At 70.8% G+C, this 17477-nt stretch carries 15 protein-coding genes and 1 tRNA gene; 2 read left to right on the top strand and 14 right to left on the bottom strand.

What is annotated here, in order from left to right:
- From ACFWHT_RS05150 to ACFWHT_RS05110, 9 genes are all read right to left on the bottom strand, one after another.
- Positions 1-1302, bottom strand: a 1302-nt coding sequence (locus tag ACFWHT_RS05150) for a fibronectin type III domain-containing protein (RefSeq protein ID WP_378826075.1), incomplete at its 3' end; no start/stop codon positions are given.
- Between the two features lie 93 nt (positions 1303-1395).
- A complete protein-coding gene (locus ACFWHT_RS05145; protein ID WP_378826072.1) occupies positions 1396-2469 on the bottom strand; it encodes a glycosyltransferase in 1074 nt (357 codons plus the stop codon).
- A 62-nt stretch (positions 2470-2531) separates the two neighbouring features.
- On the bottom strand, positions 2532-3980 hold the full coding sequence (locus tag ACFWHT_RS05140; RefSeq protein WP_378826071.1) for an LCP family protein: 1449 nt from the start codon (positions 3978-3980) through the stop codon (positions 2532-2534).
- Positions 3977-4444 carry a 5-(carboxyamino)imidazole ribonucleotide mutase gene (gene purE, locus ACFWHT_RS05135; RefSeq protein WP_378827911.1) on the bottom strand — a complete coding sequence of 156 codons (468 nt, stop codon included), beginning with the start codon at positions 4442-4444 and terminating at the stop codon, positions 3977-3979. Before purE ends, ACFWHT_RS05140 begins: the two co-directional genes overlap by 4 nt.
- Positions 4445-4549: 105 nt before the next feature.
- Positions 4550-5674: a 5-(carboxyamino)imidazole ribonucleotide synthase gene (locus tag ACFWHT_RS05130; RefSeq protein ID WP_378826068.1), complete on the bottom strand. Its 1125-nt coding sequence runs from the start codon at positions 5672-5674 to the stop codon at positions 4550-4552.
- Between the two features lie 60 nt (positions 5675-5734).
- Positions 5735-6247: a PH domain-containing protein gene (locus ACFWHT_RS05125; protein ID WP_378827909.1), complete on the bottom strand. Its 513-nt coding sequence runs from the start codon at positions 6245-6247 to the stop codon at positions 5735-5737.
- 105 nt (positions 6248-6352) lie between these two features.
- A complete protein-coding gene (locus ACFWHT_RS05120; protein WP_378826066.1) occupies positions 6353-7123 on the bottom strand; it encodes a biotin--[acetyl-CoA-carboxylase] ligase in 771 nt (256 codons plus the stop codon).
- On the bottom strand, positions 7124-8410 hold the full coding sequence (locus tag ACFWHT_RS05115; protein ID WP_378826065.1) for a CDP-glycerol glycerophosphotransferase family protein: 1287 nt from the start codon (positions 8408-8410) through the stop codon (positions 7124-7126).
- 16 nt (positions 8411-8426) lie between these two features.
- Positions 8427-9662, bottom strand: a complete 1236-nt coding sequence (locus ACFWHT_RS05110; RefSeq protein WP_378826063.1) for a CDP-glycerol glycerophosphotransferase family protein — start codon at positions 9660-9662, stop codon at positions 8427-8429.
- A gap of 73 nt (positions 9663-9735) precedes the next feature.
- On the opposite strand from ACFWHT_RS05110, the gene ACFWHT_RS05105 reads away from it, so the two are divergent.
- On the top strand, positions 9736-10818 hold the full coding sequence (locus tag ACFWHT_RS05105) for a glycosyltransferase family 2 protein (RefSeq protein WP_378826061.1): 1083 nt from the start codon (positions 9736-9738) through the stop codon (positions 10816-10818).
- Between the two features lie 12 nt (positions 10819-10830).
- Here the strand turns inward: ACFWHT_RS05105 and ACFWHT_RS05100 are convergent, their stop codons facing one another.
- The 3 genes from ACFWHT_RS05100 to ACFWHT_RS05090 are packed head-to-tail and all read right to left on the bottom strand — an operon-like array spanning position 10831 to position 15115.
- Positions 10831-12267, bottom strand: coding sequence for a CDP-glycerol glycerophosphotransferase family protein (locus ACFWHT_RS05100; RefSeq protein WP_378826059.1), 1437 nt, complete (start codon positions 12265-12267; stop codon positions 10831-10833).
- Positions 12264-13517, bottom strand: a complete 1254-nt coding sequence (locus ACFWHT_RS05095; RefSeq protein ID WP_378826057.1) for a CDP-glycerol glycerophosphotransferase family protein — start codon at positions 13515-13517, stop codon at positions 12264-12266. Before ACFWHT_RS05095 ends, ACFWHT_RS05100 begins: the two co-directional genes overlap by 4 nt.
- A 47-nt stretch (positions 13518-13564) precedes the next feature.
- A complete protein-coding gene (locus ACFWHT_RS05090) occupies positions 13565-15115 on the bottom strand; it encodes a S1C family serine protease (RefSeq protein ID WP_378826055.1) in 1551 nt (516 codons plus the stop codon).
- 97 nt (positions 15116-15212) lie between these two features.
- On the opposite strand from ACFWHT_RS05090, the gene ACFWHT_RS05085 reads away from it, so the two are divergent.
- The gene (locus ACFWHT_RS05085) at positions 15213-16412 is read left to right on the top strand and encodes an aminotransferase class I/II-fold pyridoxal phosphate-dependent enzyme (RefSeq protein ID WP_378826053.1); all 1200 of its coding nucleotides are present in this window, start codon (positions 15213-15215) and stop codon (positions 16410-16412) included.
- A gap of 22 nt (positions 16413-16434) precedes the next feature.
- Here ACFWHT_RS05085 and ACFWHT_RS05080 read toward each other — a convergent pair whose 3' ends face one another.
- Both ACFWHT_RS05080 and ACFWHT_RS05075 read right to left on the bottom strand, forming a co-directional pair.
- Positions 16435-17241 carry a carbon-nitrogen hydrolase family protein gene (locus ACFWHT_RS05080; RefSeq protein ID WP_378826052.1) on the bottom strand — a complete coding sequence of 269 codons (807 nt, stop codon included), beginning with the start codon at positions 17239-17241 and terminating at the stop codon, positions 16435-16437.
- Between the two features lie 99 nt (positions 17242-17340).
- Positions 17341-17414: transfer RNA gene (locus ACFWHT_RS05075), tRNA-Met, on the bottom strand.
- Between the last annotated feature and the right edge of the window lie 63 nt (positions 17415-17477).

Genomic DNA, 17477 nt, shown 5'->3' with positions numbered 1-17477 from the left:
CCCCGACAGCGCATCCGGGAAGTTCAGCCCGTTCGCCAGATACACCACCGGCACACCCGCCGACGGATACGTCGCCTTCGACACCGCCACCGCCGTGTCATAACGATTCGCGCCACCCTGCCGCGACACCGCATCGGGGCTCGTGGGCGTCGGTGCCAGGGGCGTGACCGCGGCCGATTTCGCGGACGCCGGCGACGAGCCGGCCGCGTTCGTCGCGGTCACGGTGAAGGTGTACGCCGTTCCATTGGCCAGCCCCGACACCGTCGCCTTCAACGCCCCGGTGGTCGTGACGGTCTTGCCGCCTGGCTGGGTCGTCACGGTGTATTTCGTGATCGCCGATCCGCCGTTGCTCGACGGCGCCTTCCACGACACCGTGGCGCGCGCATCGCCGGCCTTGGCACTCACACTCTGCGGCGCGCTCGGCGCCTTGTACTGCGTCGACCCGAACCAGTCGGTGAAGTAGTTGTAGAAGTTGCGGTTGCCGTAGGAGCCGCACGGCTCGGCAGAGCCGTAGCCGGCCTTCAGGGCGGCGGCGTTCGGCTGGTACGGCGTGTAGTAGTACAGCGCCGAGGTGGCCTTGTTCGCCACGTACACGGGCGCGGAGCCGCAGCTGACCTCGACGTCGTAGCGGATGTTCCACGTCTTGCCCGGCGCGTACCAGGTGAAGTACCGGCCCTCCATGTACAGCTGCATCTGGCGAGCCGCGCCGTAGATCTGGTGGAAGAATCCGACGTATTTCGGGTTGCACGCCGCGTCGTCGGGGCACCCCTGCCCGAGCGCCTTGTCATAGCGCCAGGCGCTGGGCCAGGTATGCGTCACCAGGCTCTGCTCCTTCTGGAGCATGACGATCAGCACGCGCGGGTTGATGTTGCACGACTGCGACACGCGGTGGATGATGCGCGCTGCCGACTCGCCCTTCGCGCCGGTGTACCCCTTGCAGTAGGCGTCGGCCGGGCGGTTGACGGAATCCGTCTTGAAGTCCTTCAAGCAGATGATGGGGCCGTACTTGTCGCTGCCGCCGCGACAGGTCTTGACCTTCGAGTTGAAGAACGACTGGATCTGCGCCTCGGTCATCGTCGACTTGTCGGTGAAGACGGCGTCGCTGATGATGTTTCCCGCTGTGAAGCCGGCGAGCGACATCTTGGCCGGTCCGCCGGCGAGTCCGGTCACGGCGCCGGAGGGCGCGGTCGCCGCGTACGCGGGCGCGGCAGCACCCGCCACAAGCGCGAAGACGGCGAGCACGGTCGCCAGCCAGCGGGCGCCGGGACGCAGGTTCAGACGGGCTCTGCTGCGTGGATGCATGTGAATAGTGTGACTGAAGTTGCGCCATGATGCCAGTGAGGCGGTATATCGGCCCGATTCACCCGGCGTGTCGCACGCCTTCCGAGTCGGTTTTCAGAGTTCTGCGTGCAGCGCCCAGAGCCGTTCGGCCGAGCTCGCCCACGAGAAGGCGCGAGCGCGGTCGGAGGCGAGCACGCGCAGGCGCCGCTCACCCGACTCCAGTGCATCCGCTGTCGCGTCCTCCAGATCCGCGGCATCCACCACCGCTCCCCCGTCAGCCACGACGTCCTGATGCACGCCCGAATCGACCGCGACGACCGGCGTCCCCAGCGCCATCGCCTCGACGGTGCGCCAGGGCCAGGACGACCGTCGCGAGGTCGCGATCTGCGCGGCGGCCCCGCCGATGACAGCCGCCCGATCGTCGTCGTCCAGTCTTCCGCGCACATGCACTCGATGCTCGGGCAGACCCGCGGCCGCTGCGACGTCCGCCAGAGCCGGCTCGCTGCCCTCCGCGGCATCCACCACCACCGCATCGGCCTGCGTCCGCACGACAGCTCGGAACCCCGGCGCGAGCGAGTCCCCCTCCCCCGTCACGACGACATACCTCTCCGGGAGCTGCAACCGCATCCGCCGCTGAGCGGCATCCTCGCCGACGCGGAGGCCCTCCGGCGGCGCACCGGCGATCACGCGGATGCGGTCTCCGAACTGCGCGATCTCACCGAGACGTTCGGCCATCGCGTGCGACGGAACGATCACGGCATCCGCATGCCTGACGGCGCGCTTGAGCATCGCCCGCTGCCACACGACCTGCGCCTTGGGCAGGCTGTCCGGGGTCTCCCAGGCGCACAGGTCCCACAGCGTCACCGTGATCTGGTGGTTGTCGTTCGCGCGATCGTGGCGCACGAGCGGCGCCATCAGCGTGGGCGCATGCAGAAGCCCGCCTCCCACTCCTGGCGCGAGTCCCATCTGCCAGGCCGCGGCGAGTTCGCGTCGCGCGAGCGGAAGGGCGCGCACGTCCTGCACACCACTCAGCGACAGCTCCGCACCACTGGGCACCAGAGCGGCCACCGCGCACCCGCGCGGTGCCGTGGTGACCAGCCCCGCCGTGAGGGACAGTGCCGCCCGCGCCTGATCGGCGTCGACGACCTGTGCCGTCTGATCGAGCACGACACGCAGCAGCACACTCATGGGGAAAGCCTAGATCGCACTCCGCCCGGTTCCCTTCAGGCGCGGCCGCCCCGCGACGGAGCCTACTTCTCGGCCTTCGGGGGATGCAGTGCGTCGGTGACCTTCTCGCGGATCAGGTCGAAGTCCGGTGCCTTCTCCTCGATGCCGTTCTCCGGTGTCAGCTCGATCCGCGTCACCGGCTGCTCCTTGGCCTTCATCATCAGGTCGAAGAACTCCGGCAGCTTGTCCTGCGGCAGGTCGGTCGACGCCAGCGCCGTGCCCGCCGCCATCACGTCGCCGAAGCGCGAGAGCACGTTCTGCGGCGTGAACTGCGCCAGGATGGCCTCCTGCAGCTCGCGCTGGCGCTTCATGCGGTCGTAGTCGCTCGTGGTGTACCGCGAACGCGCGTACCACTGGGCGGTGTCGCCGTTCATGTGCTGCGGTCCGGGCTCGATCCAGCCGGTCGCCCAGCTCTCGACGTCGTGAGCGCCCGAGCCGGGCGGAGGTCCGCCCTTGGGCAGTCGCTCGGCGACGTCGATATCCACTCCGCCGAGCGCGTCGATGAGATCGGCGAAACCGTTCATGTCGACGAAGACGTAGTACGGGATGTCGATACCCAGCACACCCTCTGCCGCGTCCTTGGTCGCCTCGATGCCCGGAGCGGAGCCCTGCTGCGCGGCATCCGGATACAGCCCCTCACCGCGATCCTCGCGGCACACCTCGGCCGCGTTGCGGACCTGGTTCATCCATGCCTCCCAGCCGCAGCTGCGATCTGCGTGCGACTGGAACCCGTCGGGGTAGACCTCGTGCATCGGACTGCCCTCGCTGAAGGGCGGATGCGGCAGCTCGCGCGGGATGCCGGTGATGGTCATCGCTCCGGACTCGGCGTTCACGGAGACGACCGAGATGCTGTCGAAGCGCATCGAGTCGCGTCCGTCGCCGCTGTCGGCGCCGAGCAGCAGGATGTTGTAGTAGCCGTCGCTGGGCGGCAGGCTCGGGCCGCCGTTCCCGAACAGGGCGGTGAGCGCACCGCGGCCGGACGCCACGGCGTTCGACGCGTACACGGCCCCGGAACCGACCAGCGCCAGGACGAGCAGCGACGCGAGGGGCGCCGCCCATCGCGTGATCACGGGCAGCTTCACGAGCCGCAGCAGTCGCAGCGTGTCGATCGTGAGGATCAGCCACAGCACGGCGTATCCCAGCAGAATCGCCTGTGCGAGCGTGAGCACGAACCAGGACAGCGGACCGGTGGCGAGCCACACGAGAGTCTGCCGGGCGAAGAGCGCGAGCCCTCCCACGACGACGACGAGCAGCCAGCCGGTGAGCGTCGCCCCCAGCCCGAACCTGCCGAGCCTGCGATTGCCCGCCAGCACCTGCGCGGACCCGGGGATGAGGGCGTTCAGCACCACCAGCCACCAGGCACGCCGCCCCATGCCCTCGACATCCTGCGAATCCGGATGCCGGAGGGGGCGTGACTCGATGAGCGGGCGCGCACCTCGGTCGTCCGAGATGCGCGGAGCCGCCAGGGTCACAGCGAGTCCTTCAGCCGCTGATTCTTCTGCTCCACCTGGCCCTCGAGATCGCGGGCGTAGGCCTCGACGCGATCGGCGAGTGCGGGGTCCGACGTGCCCAGCATCCGGGCTGCGAGGATGCCCGCGTTGCGGGCGCCGCCGATCGAGACCGTCGCGACCGGGATGCCCGCGGGCATCTGCACGATCGAGAGCAGCGAATCCATGCCGTCGAGATAGGCCAGCGGCACCGGCACGCCGATCACCGGCAGAGCGGTGACCGAGGCCAGCATGCCGGGCAGGTGGGCCGCTCCCCCTGCGCCCGCGATGATCGCGCGGATGCCGCGAGCGCGCGCCTCACGGCCGTAGCTCATGAGCTTGTCCGGGGTGCGATGCGCCGAGACGACCTCGACCTCGTGCGGGATGCCGAAGTCGGTGAGCGCCTGCGAGGCGTCGCTCATCACGCGCCAGTCGGAGTCGGAACCCATCACGACGCCGACGAGGGGCGAACTCGAGGAATGCAGCGGCTCAGTCACCATGACAGGCTACGGCGCGCCGCTGGGAGAACGTCGCAGCGGCACGCGCGACGTCGCCTACAGGAAGCGCGCGGCGGCCGCGCGGGCGGTGTAGACGACGTCGTCCAGTTCGTCGCCCGTCACATTGACGTGCCCGACCTTGCGGCCGGGTCGGGGCGACTTGCCGTACGTGTGGATCTTCGCCCCCGGGTGCTCGGACATCGCCGACGCGAAACGGTCTTCGAGCGCGCCCTGCTCCGGCCCCCCGAGGATGTTGACCATCACGGTCCACGGCGACCGCGGCTCGGGATGGCCCAGGGGCAGATCCGCGACCGCGCGCAGGTGCTGCTCGAACTGCCCCGTCACAGCGCCGTCCTGGCTCCAGTGACCGCTGTTGTGCGGACGCATCGCCAGCTCGTTCACGAGCAGACGCTCGTCGTCGGTCTCGAAGAGCTCGACAGCCAGCATCCCGGTCACCCCGATCCCCTCGGCGATGCTCAGGCCGATCCGCTCCGCGACCTCCTGCACGCGCGCACCGGCGCCGGGCGCCGGAGCGATCACCTCGGCGCAGACGCCGTCGCGCTGCACGGTCTCCACGACCGGGTACGCGACCATCTGGCCGCCGGGGCGGCGCGCGATCTGCTGCGCCAGTTCACGGGTGAAGGACACGAGCTCCTCGGCCAGAAGCGCCTCGCCCTCGGCCAGCCCGGCGAACCAGTCGTCGGCCTCGCCACCGGCGCGCACGACGCGCACGCCCTTGCCGTCGTAGCCGCCGCGCGGGGTCTTCACCACGGCACCGCCGCCGTGGTCGTCGATGAACCGCTGCAGCTCGCCGGCGTCGTCCACGGGCGCCCAGTCCGGCTGCGGCACTCCGAGCTCGGCGAGGCGCGCGCGCATCACGAGCTTGTCCTGTGCGTACTGCAGCGCATCGGGTCCGGGGTGCACCCGGACGCCGTCCGCGACGAGTGCCCGAAGCACCTCCTGCGGGACGTGCTCGTGGTCGAAGGTCACGACGTCGACGTCGCGGACGAATGCGCGCACTGTGTCGAGGTCGCGGTAGTCGCCGACGGCCGTGGCCGCGAGACGGGCCGACATGCCCTCGTCCTCGGCGAGCACCCGCAGATCCAGTCCGAGCTCGACCGCCGGGGCGATCATCATCCTCGCCAGCTGGCCGCCGCCGATCACTCCCACGCGCACCGTCATCCACTGCCCCTTTCGTCGCACCCCATTCTCCCGCATCCAGGGAGCGGGCCGGGCACGGGCTCAGATCTCGCCGGTCGTGCCGGCGCGGGCGTCGCGGTGCGCGAGGATCTGGTTGACCTCGATCTGGTCGGCGAGCACCTCGTGCACGAGGCCGACGCTGGGCACGTTCACCAGGCGCAGGGGTGCGTCCACGCCGTTGCTCAGCGTGATCGTGCCCGCACCCCACATGCGCTGGATCGGCCCGCGTCGCACGCCGATCGAGTACCCGCGGGTGTGCGAGAGCTCACGACGCCGCCGCGAGCCCACACCGTCGCTCGCGATCACCCGTCGGGTGGTGATGGTGTACGAGTGCGAGAGCCACACCAGGAAGGGCACGAGCGCCAGAAGCACGACGATCGCGCCGGCGACGGCGAGCAGCATCCAGTCCTCGAAGGGCTCGGGCAGGTTGCCCAAGAAGTACGCCGTCGCGCCGCACACCGCGATCAGCACGAGAGCCGACCAGAACAGGCGCCTCGCGTGTGCCCGGAACCGCGCGACGATCAGCTCCTCGGCGGGCGTGGCCGAGGAGGGCATCGTCGGTCGTCCACCGAGAGTCGCGGGCTGGCTCACCCCTCCATTGTGCCCAGCGCTCTCGCAGACCGGCTCAGCGACCCGCCCAACCGCTCGTTCGCGCGGCGATCAGCCCGCCGCCGCCCGCACATGCACGACGTCGCCCGAGGCGACCTCGCGCTGCGCGCAGCCGTCGTCGATCACCAGGCGGCCGTCATCGGCGATCGCCACAGCCGTCCCCCGCAGCACGCTCGCGTCGGGCATCGCGACGTCGACCAGCTGCCCGAGCGTGAGGCATCGCGCGGATGCCTGGGCGTGCAGGCCCGAGGCGACGGCATCCTCCGCCGTCGTGAGCGCGCCGACCGCATCCGCGAGCCCGTCGAGGTAGTCGGCGAGCAGACGATCGACGTCGGCCGCCGCGCCGAGCGCCGCGAACGACGTCGCGGTGGGCACGGGCAGCTGCTCCCCCGTCATCGCGGTGTTGACGCCCGTGCCGACGACCACGGCGGCGCCGGAGACCTCCGCCAGGATGCCGCAGATCTTGCGCCCGTCGACCAGCACGTCATTGGGCCACTTGAGTCCCACGTCGTGGCCGGGCAGCTGTGCGGCGACGGCATCGGTCATCGCCACACCCGCCGCCAGTGGTATCCACCCCCACACGGCCCGATCGGCGGGAAGCTCGCGCAGCAGCACGGAGACGGCGAGCGCGGTGCCGGGCGGCGCGCTCCAGGCACGGTCCAGCCGGCCGCGGCCGGCGGTCTGGGTGTCGGTGAGCAGCACCGACAGGTGCGGCCAGGCCGCGGCGTCCGCGGAGCGCACGCGCAGCTCGGCATTGGTCGAGCCGCACTGCGGCAGCACGACCAGAGCGGAGGCGCGCTCCTGCGTACGGATCAGATCCACTCAGTCCTCGTCGTCGTCATCGTCATCGTCGTCGTCGTCGATGTCGTCCTGATCGGCATCCGGCGCGTCGAGAGCGTGCCACTCCTCCCATTTCCCCATGAGCTGCTCGATCGCCGCGTGGAACTTGGCGGTCGCCGCACCCGGCGTCGTGTCGCCGAAGTAGTGCTGCACCCAGGTGCGCAGGCGCGCCACCGCCTCGTCGTCGGCACTGACCCGCTCGACCTCGGCGACGATGTCGCGCGCGCCCGACACGGTCAGCCACTCGCACGCCGACAGGTAGCCCTTGGTGTCGATCGAGGCGCGCTCGTCAGCGGGACGGGTGATGAGCAGTGGCTTGCCCGCGGCGAGGCGGTCGTAGACCATCGCCGAGATGTCGACCACGGCCACATCGGCCGCGGCGAGCTGCCAGCCCAGCTCGGGCCCGTCGTCGTACACGTGCTGCGCGCCGGCGTCGGACGCGTTCGCCTCGGCGATCGCCGACAGGATGCGGCGGTGAGCCGCTCCGTACTCCTCGTTGATGACCCCACTGCGCGGATGCGGCCGGTAGATCACCCGGTGCCGGCCGGTGGCCAGCAGTCCCCGCACGAGCTGCTCGCCGTGCGTGGCGATGGAGCCGTAGTGCGCCGAGGGACGGTCGCCCTCCCAGGTGGGGGCGTAGAGCACGACCATGCGCTCGTCCGGGGTGTACGGGAGCGAGCCCGAGTAATGGTCGGCCTGCGGGCGGCCGATCTCGATCGCTCGACGTTCGAGATCGTAGTCCCAGAGGGTGCGCGCCAGGCGGTCGCGCGCGGCCTGCCCCGCGATGAACGCGTAGTCGTAGGCCTTGTACTGGTTCGTCGTCATGTACATCTTGTCGGACTCGCCGTGGTTGATGAACACGTGCCACCTGCGCCCGTACCGGAACATCTGGAAGTTGCGGGTGTTCTGGTTCACGTACAGCACGATCCGGATGTCCTGCTTGGCGAGGAACTTCTCCAGGTTGCGCACCGTCGGCACGAATGCGACAGGCGGGCCGTCCTCCTCGATGAGCTTCTCCGCGCCCGTGGCGCTGCGGGACAGCACCACGACGGGCCAGCGCTCGGCCAGGCCCGCGAGCGGGCGGTACCACTGGCGCATCTGGTAGAGGTTCACAGCGCCGTCGGCGAAGTACACCGCGATGCGATAGTGATCTCTCGGGTGCGGACCCTGCGCCTTCAGGGTACGGCGCACCCGCTGCACGGCGCTCCGCGAGGCGAGGGCCTTCTGCAGCAGCCGATACGCCTTCTTCCCGTCCGAGACGACACCCATCACTCCAGGATACGGGTCAGTCGCGGACCTCCCGGCGCGCGTGATGCTGCTCCCAGAGATCGGAGAGCTCCCGGATCGCGGCTTCGAAGCGCGCGGTGGCGGCCCCGGGCGACGTGTCGCCGAAGTAGTGCTTCGACCAGTGAGCCAGGCGGTCGGCGGCGCCGGGGTCGTCGCGCACACGGTCCACCTCGGTCACGATGTCCTCGGCGGCCTCGACGGTCAGCCACTCGCAGTCGGAGAGATAGCCGGAGGTGTCGACCTGCGCCTCGTCATCGGCGGGGCGGGTGACGATCAGGGGCCTGCCCGTCGCGAGGCGGTCGTAGACCATCGCAGAGACGTCCAGGACGGCGACATCGGCCGCACCCAGCTGCCAGCCGATCTCCGGACCCTCGTCGTGCACGTGGTGCGCGCTGCTATCCGCCCGGTTCGCGGCCTCGAGCATGGCGACGATGCGGCGGCTCGCCGCCGCATAGGCGTCGTCCATCACCCCGGTGCGCGGATGCGGCCGGTAGATCACGCGGTGGCGGCCGGTGGCCAGCAGCCGTTCGACCAGGGTCACCCCGTGCGTGAGCACGGAGCCGTAGCTCATCGAGGCGCGATCGCCCTCCCAGGTCGGTGCGTACAGCACGACTGTGCGCTCGTCCGGCGCATACGGCAGCGGCCCGCTGAGATGGTCGGCCTGCGGACGGCCGATGCGCATCGTGCGCTGCGGCACGTCGTAGCCCCAGAGCGCCTCGGCGAGGCGGTCGTGCGCCGCCTGCCCGGCGATGAACGCGTAGTCGTAGGCCTTGTACTGATTGCTGACCATGTAGACCTTGTCGGACTCGCCGTGGTTGATGAACACGTGCCACCTGCGCCCGTACCGGAACATCTGGAAGTTGCGGGTGTTCTGGTTCACGTACAGCACGATCCGGATGTCCTGCTCCGCGAGGAGCGCCTCCAGCTGGCCGATCTTCGGCACGAAGGCGACGGGAAGCGCATCGTCGCGCAGCAGAGCCTCCGCTCCCAGGGGCGAGCGCGCCAGCACGACCACCGGAAATCGGTCGGCGATCGACTGCAGCGGCCGGTACCACTGACGGATCTGGTACATGTTCACGTCGGTGTCGGCGAAGTACACCGCGACGCGGAAGCGCTGAGCGACATGAGGCGCTCGAGCCTCCACCATCCGGCGCACCCGCTGCCGCGCGGCACGCGTGGCGAACGCCCGCCGGAACAGACGGAATGCCTTCTTCGCATCGGTGATGGCGTCCATCCGCGGCACGGTAGCCGTGCAACCTCCGAATCCCCCGAACCGCGTCGGCGGCCCCGCATGACATGATCGACGGATGCAGCACAACGAACGCACCCCGGCCGAGGGCGTCTCGTTCGTGATGCCCGTGCTGAACGAGATCGACTATCTCGAGCACGCCGTGCGCTCGGTGCTGCAGCAGGACGTGGACGGGCCGACCGAGCTCGTGCTGGCGCTGGGCCCCTCCACCGACGGCACCACCGATCTCGCCCGCCGCCTCGCCGCTGAGGACGACCGGATCCGACTGGTCGACAACCCGCAGGCGCACATACCCGTGGGACTGAACGCTGCGATCCGCGCGAGCAGATACGCGACCGTCATCCGGGTCGATGCGCACTCCGAGCTGTCGCCGGGGTACGCGAACCGCGCTCTCGAGACGCTGCGCCGCACCGGAGCGGCGAACGTCGGCGGCGTCATGCGGGCCGACGGTCGCACCGCGTTCCAGCGCGCGGTGGCGCGGCTGTACAACGCACCGGTCGGTCTGGGCGGGGGCGCCTATCACGGCGGCGCGCCCGAGGGCGAGGCGGAGTCGGCGTATCTCGGCGTGATGCGCCGCCGGGTGCTCGACGAGGTCGGGCTCTTCGACGAAACAGTGCGGCGCGGCGAGGACTGGGAGCTGAACCTGCGCATCCGTCAGGCCGGGCACCTCGTCTGGTTCGACCCCGAGCTGTCGGTCACCTACTGGCCCCGCGAGAGCTGGTGGCGCCTGGCACGCCAGTTCCGCGCGACGGGCGCCTGGCGCGGCGAACTGGTGCGCCGGTACGGACGTCGCAACGGCCTGCGGTTCTTCGCCCCGCCGGCGCTCGTCGTCCTCAGCGCGCTGGCGATCGTGATCGCCGTGCTGCAGGTGGCCGGCGTGCTGCAGGGTGCCGCGGCGCTGGTCGCATCCGTCATCTACCTCCCGCTGATCGCGTACGCGCTGCTGGTGCTGGCCGTCGGACTGGGCGGCGTCGGGATCGCGCGCGGCCCGCGCGGACTGCACGAGCGCCTGTGGACGCTGGCCGTGCTGCCGACGATGCACATCTCGTGGGGGCTGGGCTTTCTCGCCGGCGTGCTGCGCGGCGCCGGCGACACGGTGGATGCGTCGCGCCTGGGCTCGCGCAACACCCCGCTGCCCTGACCGCCCACGGACTCAGGCGGTCAGCCAGCCCTGGTCGAGGATGCGCGAGACCACCCGATCCGCGGCGCCGCCGTCGTCCAGGCGGTTGAACTGCGCCGTCCAGGCGGCGTACCGCTCGGCGTAGCGGCGAGGTCCGTCCACGTCCTGCAGCGCGCGCACGAGCTCGTCCTGGGTGCGCACCAGCGGTCCCGGTGCGCGCTCGGCGAGGTCGAAGTAGAAGCCGCGCAGCTCGCCCCGGTAGTGCTCGAGGTCGGGGACGAGGAAGTACATCGGGCGGCCCGTCACGCTGAAATCGAACATCACCGACGAGTAGTCGGTGATCAGCGCGTCGGCGATGAGCATCAGGCGCGCCGTCTCGGGGTAGCCGGTCACATCGATCACCCGCGCACCGGAACGGTCCCGTCCGGGCTCGAGCGTGCGGGAATGCCCGCGCACCAGCACCACCGAGTCGGTCTGTGCGGCCAGCTCCTCGGGATCGATGAACTCGACCATCTCGGCGCGGTCGTCGCGCCAGGTGGGGGCGTAGAGCAGCACCCGCTCGTCGGGACGGATGCCCAGCGCCTCGCGGATCGGTGCCGGGTCTCCCTGCGCGAACAGGTCGTTGCGCGGGTAGCCCTCCACCCAGATCGGCTTCCCGAAGAACGCGTACGCCTTCTTCAGCACCCGTGCGGCGTAGGCGTTCTGGGCGAGCAGCGCATCCCAGCGCCGGGACTCCTTGACGACGGCCGCCATCCTGCGCGGATCGAATCCCGGGCGATGGAGGGCGAGACGCTTGAGCGGCGTACCGTGCCAAGTCTGCAGCACGTGCTGGCCGGGCTTGCGCACGAACCTCCGACGCAGCCAGTCGTTGACGATGAGCATCCGGGACTCGGCGCGCGCCCGCCACCACTCCGGACTGCCCTCGACGACGGCGACCGCCCCGTCGGGGATCTCGACCGAGAGGTCGCTGACGGCCCAGTAGCGCACGACCGACGGCGCCCGCTCGGCGAGCACCCGGTCGATGGCGCGCGGGTTGCACCCGGAGGTTCGGCCGTAGAAGCTCTCGAAGAACACGGCGTTCTCGCCTGCTCCCACCTGCGAGACGTAGCGCTCCTCGAGCGTTCGCTGTCCCTCAGCGGTCTCGTACACGGGATCCAGGGGCGCGGAGATGGTCACGGCCGCACCCCGCGCCTCGACGCGCAGGATGGGCAGCAGCACCGGAGGCAGGTCGATCGCGGCGAGGTCCGCTCCTTCGACGGCGAGATCGTAGGAGCCTGCCGGCAGTGGCAGCGGCGCTCCGCCCCAGCGCGAAGCGCGCAGCGGGAACACGGCGCGCCACGTCTTGCCGCCCCCGGTGATCCGGGCGGCGACACGGGCTCGCGGGCCCGTGAGGGTGCCGGATGCGGGGCGCGCTCCGGTTCCGGAGATCGTCAGCGTCTGCGTCTGCTCATCGATCCGGACGGTCGTCATCGTGCTCCTTTCGGCGCGGGGATCCCCCGCGCGCGGATGGCCCGGTACACGCGGAGCGCGTTGCGGCCGTCGCGGTAGGCGTGCATGTCGGCGCTGAGCGCGGCCGACCGTCGCGCACGGTCGGCGCGCACGGCGGCGTCGCCGAGCACGGCGTCGATCTGCTCGATGGCGCCGTCCCAGTCGCGGGCGGGGTCGTCGCCGGCGACATCCCGGTACGAGCCGTAGAATCCGCGCTTCCGCCCGTACTCCTCCACGTCCGGGGCCAGGTACACCACAGGCATCGCCAGCAGGCCCACGTCGTACGCCATCGACGAGTAGTCCGTGATGAGGACGTCCATGCGAGGAAGGGCCGGAGTCACGTCGGGCAGCAGGTCCGAGCCGAGCATGCGCACGCGCCCGCTCGACCACGGCGGCGAGTAGGACCCCTCGCCCAGCGGATGAGACCGGATGAACAGGATCGCGTCGTGGTCCTCCAGCATCCGCACGATCCGCACCCACTGCGCCGCCGTGGGGACGGCGGCATCCGCCGATCCGTCGCGCCAGGTCGGCGCGTACAGCAGCGCCCGCTGCGCGGGCAGCAGCGGACCGGTGCGGGTCAGCAGAGCGGATGCCGCGGTGCGCCGCTCGTCGTCGGTCCCCGCCGACAGCACGTCCACGCGGGGCTCGCCGGTGACGACCACACGGTCGCCGCCCAGGCCGAAGGCCGACTCGAGGCGCCCCCGTGAGCGATGCGAGGCGGCGGGCAGCACGCGGATGCGCTGCGCGGCGGCGCGGTACGCGATCGTCAGCAGCCGTCGCAGCAGCGGCGCGCCCGGAAGCCCCGCGGGCACCTGCGCGGTGACCGGCGAGTCGAGGCCGATGCGCTTGAGCGGGATGCCGTGCCACAGCTGCACGACGAAGCCGCCGGAACTGCCGTACCTGTTCACATCCCCCAGCCCGTGCGTGACGAGCAGGACGCCGGCGCGCGCCGTCGCCCACCATCCGCGCAGGCCGTCGCGTCGGCGGGTCCGGATGCCCAGAGCGCGCGCGTCGGCATCGTCGCGCGGTGATCTGGTCAGCCAGAGCACGCGATGGCCCGCGGCCTCGGCCTCTCGGTACATCGCCAGCGCGCCGTCGCCGATTCCCGCGCCGCATCCGAACACCCAGACGTCGCCGCGGGGAAGCAGAAGCGTTCCCATGCGTCCCACGGCATACAGCGGCAGCCGGACCAGCTTGGCCGCATTGCCGGTTCCGAAGGAGAAGGACGCCACCCCGCGAGCCTATCGCGGGGTGGCGTCCGGAGCCGACGGGAGAGACCTCAGAGCTTGAGCTCGCCGAGCGTCGCCTCGGTGGTGTACGTCTTGCCGGAGCGCACGTAGGTGATCTCCACCTTCGTGCCCGGCGCGACCGCCCGCACCTGCGCCGTCAGGTCGGTGGCACTGGTGATCGGCAGCCCGTCGAACTCGGTGATGACGTCGCCGCGCTTGAGCCCGGCCTGCTCCGCTCCCCCGCCTTCGGTGGGCGTGTCGATCACGGCACCGGCGACCGTGGCGTTCTCGAGCGTCGAGGCATCGCGCACTGTGGCGCCCAGCAGCCCGTGGGTCGCCGCGCCGTCGGCGATGATCTCGTCGGCGACGCGCTCGGCGATGCCGGAGGGGATCGCGAAACCGACTCCGATCGAACCGGATTCGCCCGACGCGGACGTGCCGCCCGCCGTGGCGATCGCCACGTTGATGCCGATCAGGCGCCCCTTGCTGTCCACGAGCGCCCCGCCGGAGTTGCCCGGGTTGATCGCGGCATCGGTCTGGATCACGGCGATGGAGATCGACTGCTTTCCCTGCTGGCTGCCCATCCCGGGGATGTCGAACTGGAACGGACCACCCTCACCGTTCTGTCCGCCGTCGCCCTGCTCCTGGTCCGGCGATTCGGCGTCGTCGGGCAGTGCGGCCGAGGCGACCTGGATGCTGCGGTTGAGCGCGCTGACGATGCCGGTGGTCACGGAGTTCGACAGGCCGAGGGGCGCGCCGACGGCCACGGCGGTGTCGCCGACGTTGAGCTTGGAGGAGTCGGCGAACTCGATGGGAGTCAGACCCTCGGCGTCCTTCAGCTTGATGACGGCCAGATCGTAGACCGGGTCGGTGCCGACGATCGTCGCCGCGTGGATGCGGCCATCCGACGTCGTGACCCGGATCGTGGGATCGGCCACGGCGCCGCCGAGGGTGACGACGTGCGTGTTGGTCAGGACATATCCGTCCTCGCTCAGGATCACGCCGGACCCGCTGCCGGATTCCTGACTCCCGGCGACCTCGATGGTCACCACCGACGGCAGCACCTCGGAGGCGATGGCGGTGGTCTCGTTGACGGAGCCGGGGTTGTTGACCGTCACCGTCTGCGGCCCGGTGGCCGACTGCGACGTGGGCCTGTCCAGCACCGCGGCGCCGAGCACGCTGCCGCCGAAGCCGGCGACACCGCCGACCAGCGCTGCGGCGAGGAACAGCCCTGCGATCTTCACCGGCGCTCCGGTCTTCTTCGGAGCGCCGGGCGCCGCGTCCGCCGAGTCCGCGGGAGCAGCGAGGAGTGCGGGGTCGAGCGGCACCGTCGGAGCGGTCTGCTGCGCGGGCCTGCCGAACGCGGTGCCGGGCGCCGCATTCGACGGCGATCCGCCGTGCGGAGGCTGCCAGGTCGGCGCCGGGTGAGATCCGAAGGTGCCGGGCACGCTGTGTCCGGCGGGTGCGGCCGGCGCAGCGGGCCCGGCCGGAGGCGCGGGCTGCGCGGCCGGTGCGGGTGCGGGCTGCGGTGCGGCCGGCGTCGTCCCGGCGCTCGGGACCTCGGGGTTCGAGGTCTCACCGTGGGTGTTGTCGTCGTTCATGATCTGCTCCTTCCAGGCGCACAATCAGAGTGACAAGCGAGTCTGTGCTTTTCATATGGCGAGGATGGAATTCCCCTATGGTCTTAGCCTGTTCTGCATGGACGTCATTCCCGGTGCCTGGCGGCGCACCGCCGCTGGAGCAGGTCTTCTCTCCCCGCAGGGCGAGGTCGCGCCCACCATCTTCGCAGAGATGTCGGCCGCGGCGGTCCGCCACGACGCGATCAACCTCGGCCAGGGCTTTCCCGATGAGGACGGACCTCAACTCGTTCTCGAGGCCGCGCGCGAGGCCATCGCGCGCGGCGCGAACCAGTATCCGCCCGGCCGCGGCATCCCCGATCTCCGCCTGGCGATCAGCGAGCACCAGCGACGCTTCTACGGTCTGCCGGTGGACCCCGAGACCGAGGTGCTGGTGACGGCGGGCGCCACCGAGGCGCTCACGGCGACCCTGCTGGCGCTCATCGACTCGCCGGACGACGAGGTCCTGGTGTTCGAGCCGTACTACGACTCGTACGCGGCGGTGGTCGCACTGGCGGGTGCGCGGCTGCGGACCGTTCCGCTGCGCCGGCCGGGATTCCAGCCCGACCTCGACGAGCTCGCCCGGGCCGTGAGCGACCGCACGAGGATCATCCTCGTGAACGATCCTCACAATCCGACCGGGGCGGTCTTCGCATCCGAGGTGCAGGCCGAGATCGTGCGGCTGGCCGAGAAGCACGACGCGGTCATCGTGACCGACGAGGTGTACGAGCATCTGTCCTTCCACGCGCCGCACGTGCCGATCGCCGCCCTTCCCGGAGCAGCCGAACGCACGCTGACGATCTCGTCGGCCGGGAAGACCTTCTCGGTGACGGGCTGGAAGATCGGCTGGGTGCACGGTCCGGCGGATCTCATCACCGCGTTGCTCACCGTGAAGCAGTTCCTGACCTACGTCAACGGATCCCCGTTCCAGCCCGCGATCGCCCTCGGTCTGCGCCTGCCGGACGCATACTTCGATGACGCGCGCTCAGCGCTGCTGCGCAAGCACGGGCTGCTGGGCGATGCTCTGCGCGCAGCCGGGTTCGAGGTGCACGCTCCGGCGGGCGGCTATTTCACCGTCGCCGACGCGACCGCTCTCGGCGGGGCGGACGCCGCCGCGTTCTGCCGCGCGCTTCCCGAGCGCGCCGGCGTGGTCGCGATCCCGATCACCGCGTTCGTCGCCCCGGAGCATCACGCCGCCTACGCCGGGCTGGTGCGCTTCGCGGCCTGCAAGCGCGTCGAGGTGCTCGAGGAGGCCGCCACGCGGCTCGCCGCACTGCGCTGACGCCGGCCGGTGACCGGACCCGTCAGGAGACGGGTGCGACGCGGTAACGCCGCAGGCGCAGCACGGGGTTCACCTCGCGGGTGCGGGCGATGAGGGATACGTCGAGGGATGCCACCGCGATCCCCTCCCCCGCACTGGCAGCCGCCACCCGCACGCCCTGCGGGTCGACCACCTGCGACAGGCCGACGCCGATCGCCCCGGGGTGGTCGGCGGCGATCACATAGACGGTGTTCTCGATCGCCCGGGCGGCCAGGAGAGTGTTCCAGTGATGCTCCTTCAGCGGACCGCGCACCCATTCCGCCGGCACGATCAGGGCATCCGCCCCGGCATCGACCAGCGTGCGCGCCACCTCAGGGAAACGCAAGTCGTAACAGGTCATCATCCCGAACCGGATGCCGTGCGCCTCGAACACGGACGCCTGACCGGCCTCTCCCGGGGCGATCCAGTCGGACTCCGTCTGCCCGAAGGCGTCATACAGGTGCTGCTTGCGGTAGACGGCCTGCACCCCGGCATCCGACACCGCGACGAGACTGTTGTGCACGCGCGAGCCCTCGGCACGCTCCACGAGACCGGCCACGACCACGACGTCGTGCTCGGCCGCGATGCCGCGCAGACCCGCGACGAACTCGCCTTCGAGCGTCTCGGCGCTCGCGGCGAGACGCTCGTCCATCGGATCCACGAAGAAGCTGGAGTACTCGGGCAGCACCACCAGGCGCGCACCGCGCGCGGCCGCCTGCGCCACGAGGGCGGCGATCCGCTCCCTGTTCCGTGCGGGGTCGTCCCCCGGTGCGAACTGGCAGACGGCGGCGAGCGGAGCGGGCGAGGTCATGCCCTCATCCTCCCGCATCGACGCACCGGCGGCGAGAGCACGTGGCGCAAGCCGAAGGCCCCTGATCGGGATTTCTCCTGATCAGGGGCCTTCTCTTTGTTGCGGGGACAGGATTTGAACCTGCGACCTCCGGGTTATGAGCCCGGCGAGCTACCGAACTGCTCCACCCCGCGGCACGTCTTAAAGCCTAACACGGCTGCGGAGAGAGGGCGAATCGAGGCCATCCCCGCGAAGCA

This window comes from Microbacterium sp. NPDC058342, from assembly GCF_042723935.1.
GTDB lineage: Bacteria > Actinomycetota > Actinomycetes > Actinomycetales > Microbacteriaceae > Microbacterium.
Note: the sequence above shows the minus strand (reverse complement) of the source record. Positions and strands in the feature narration are given on the sequence as shown.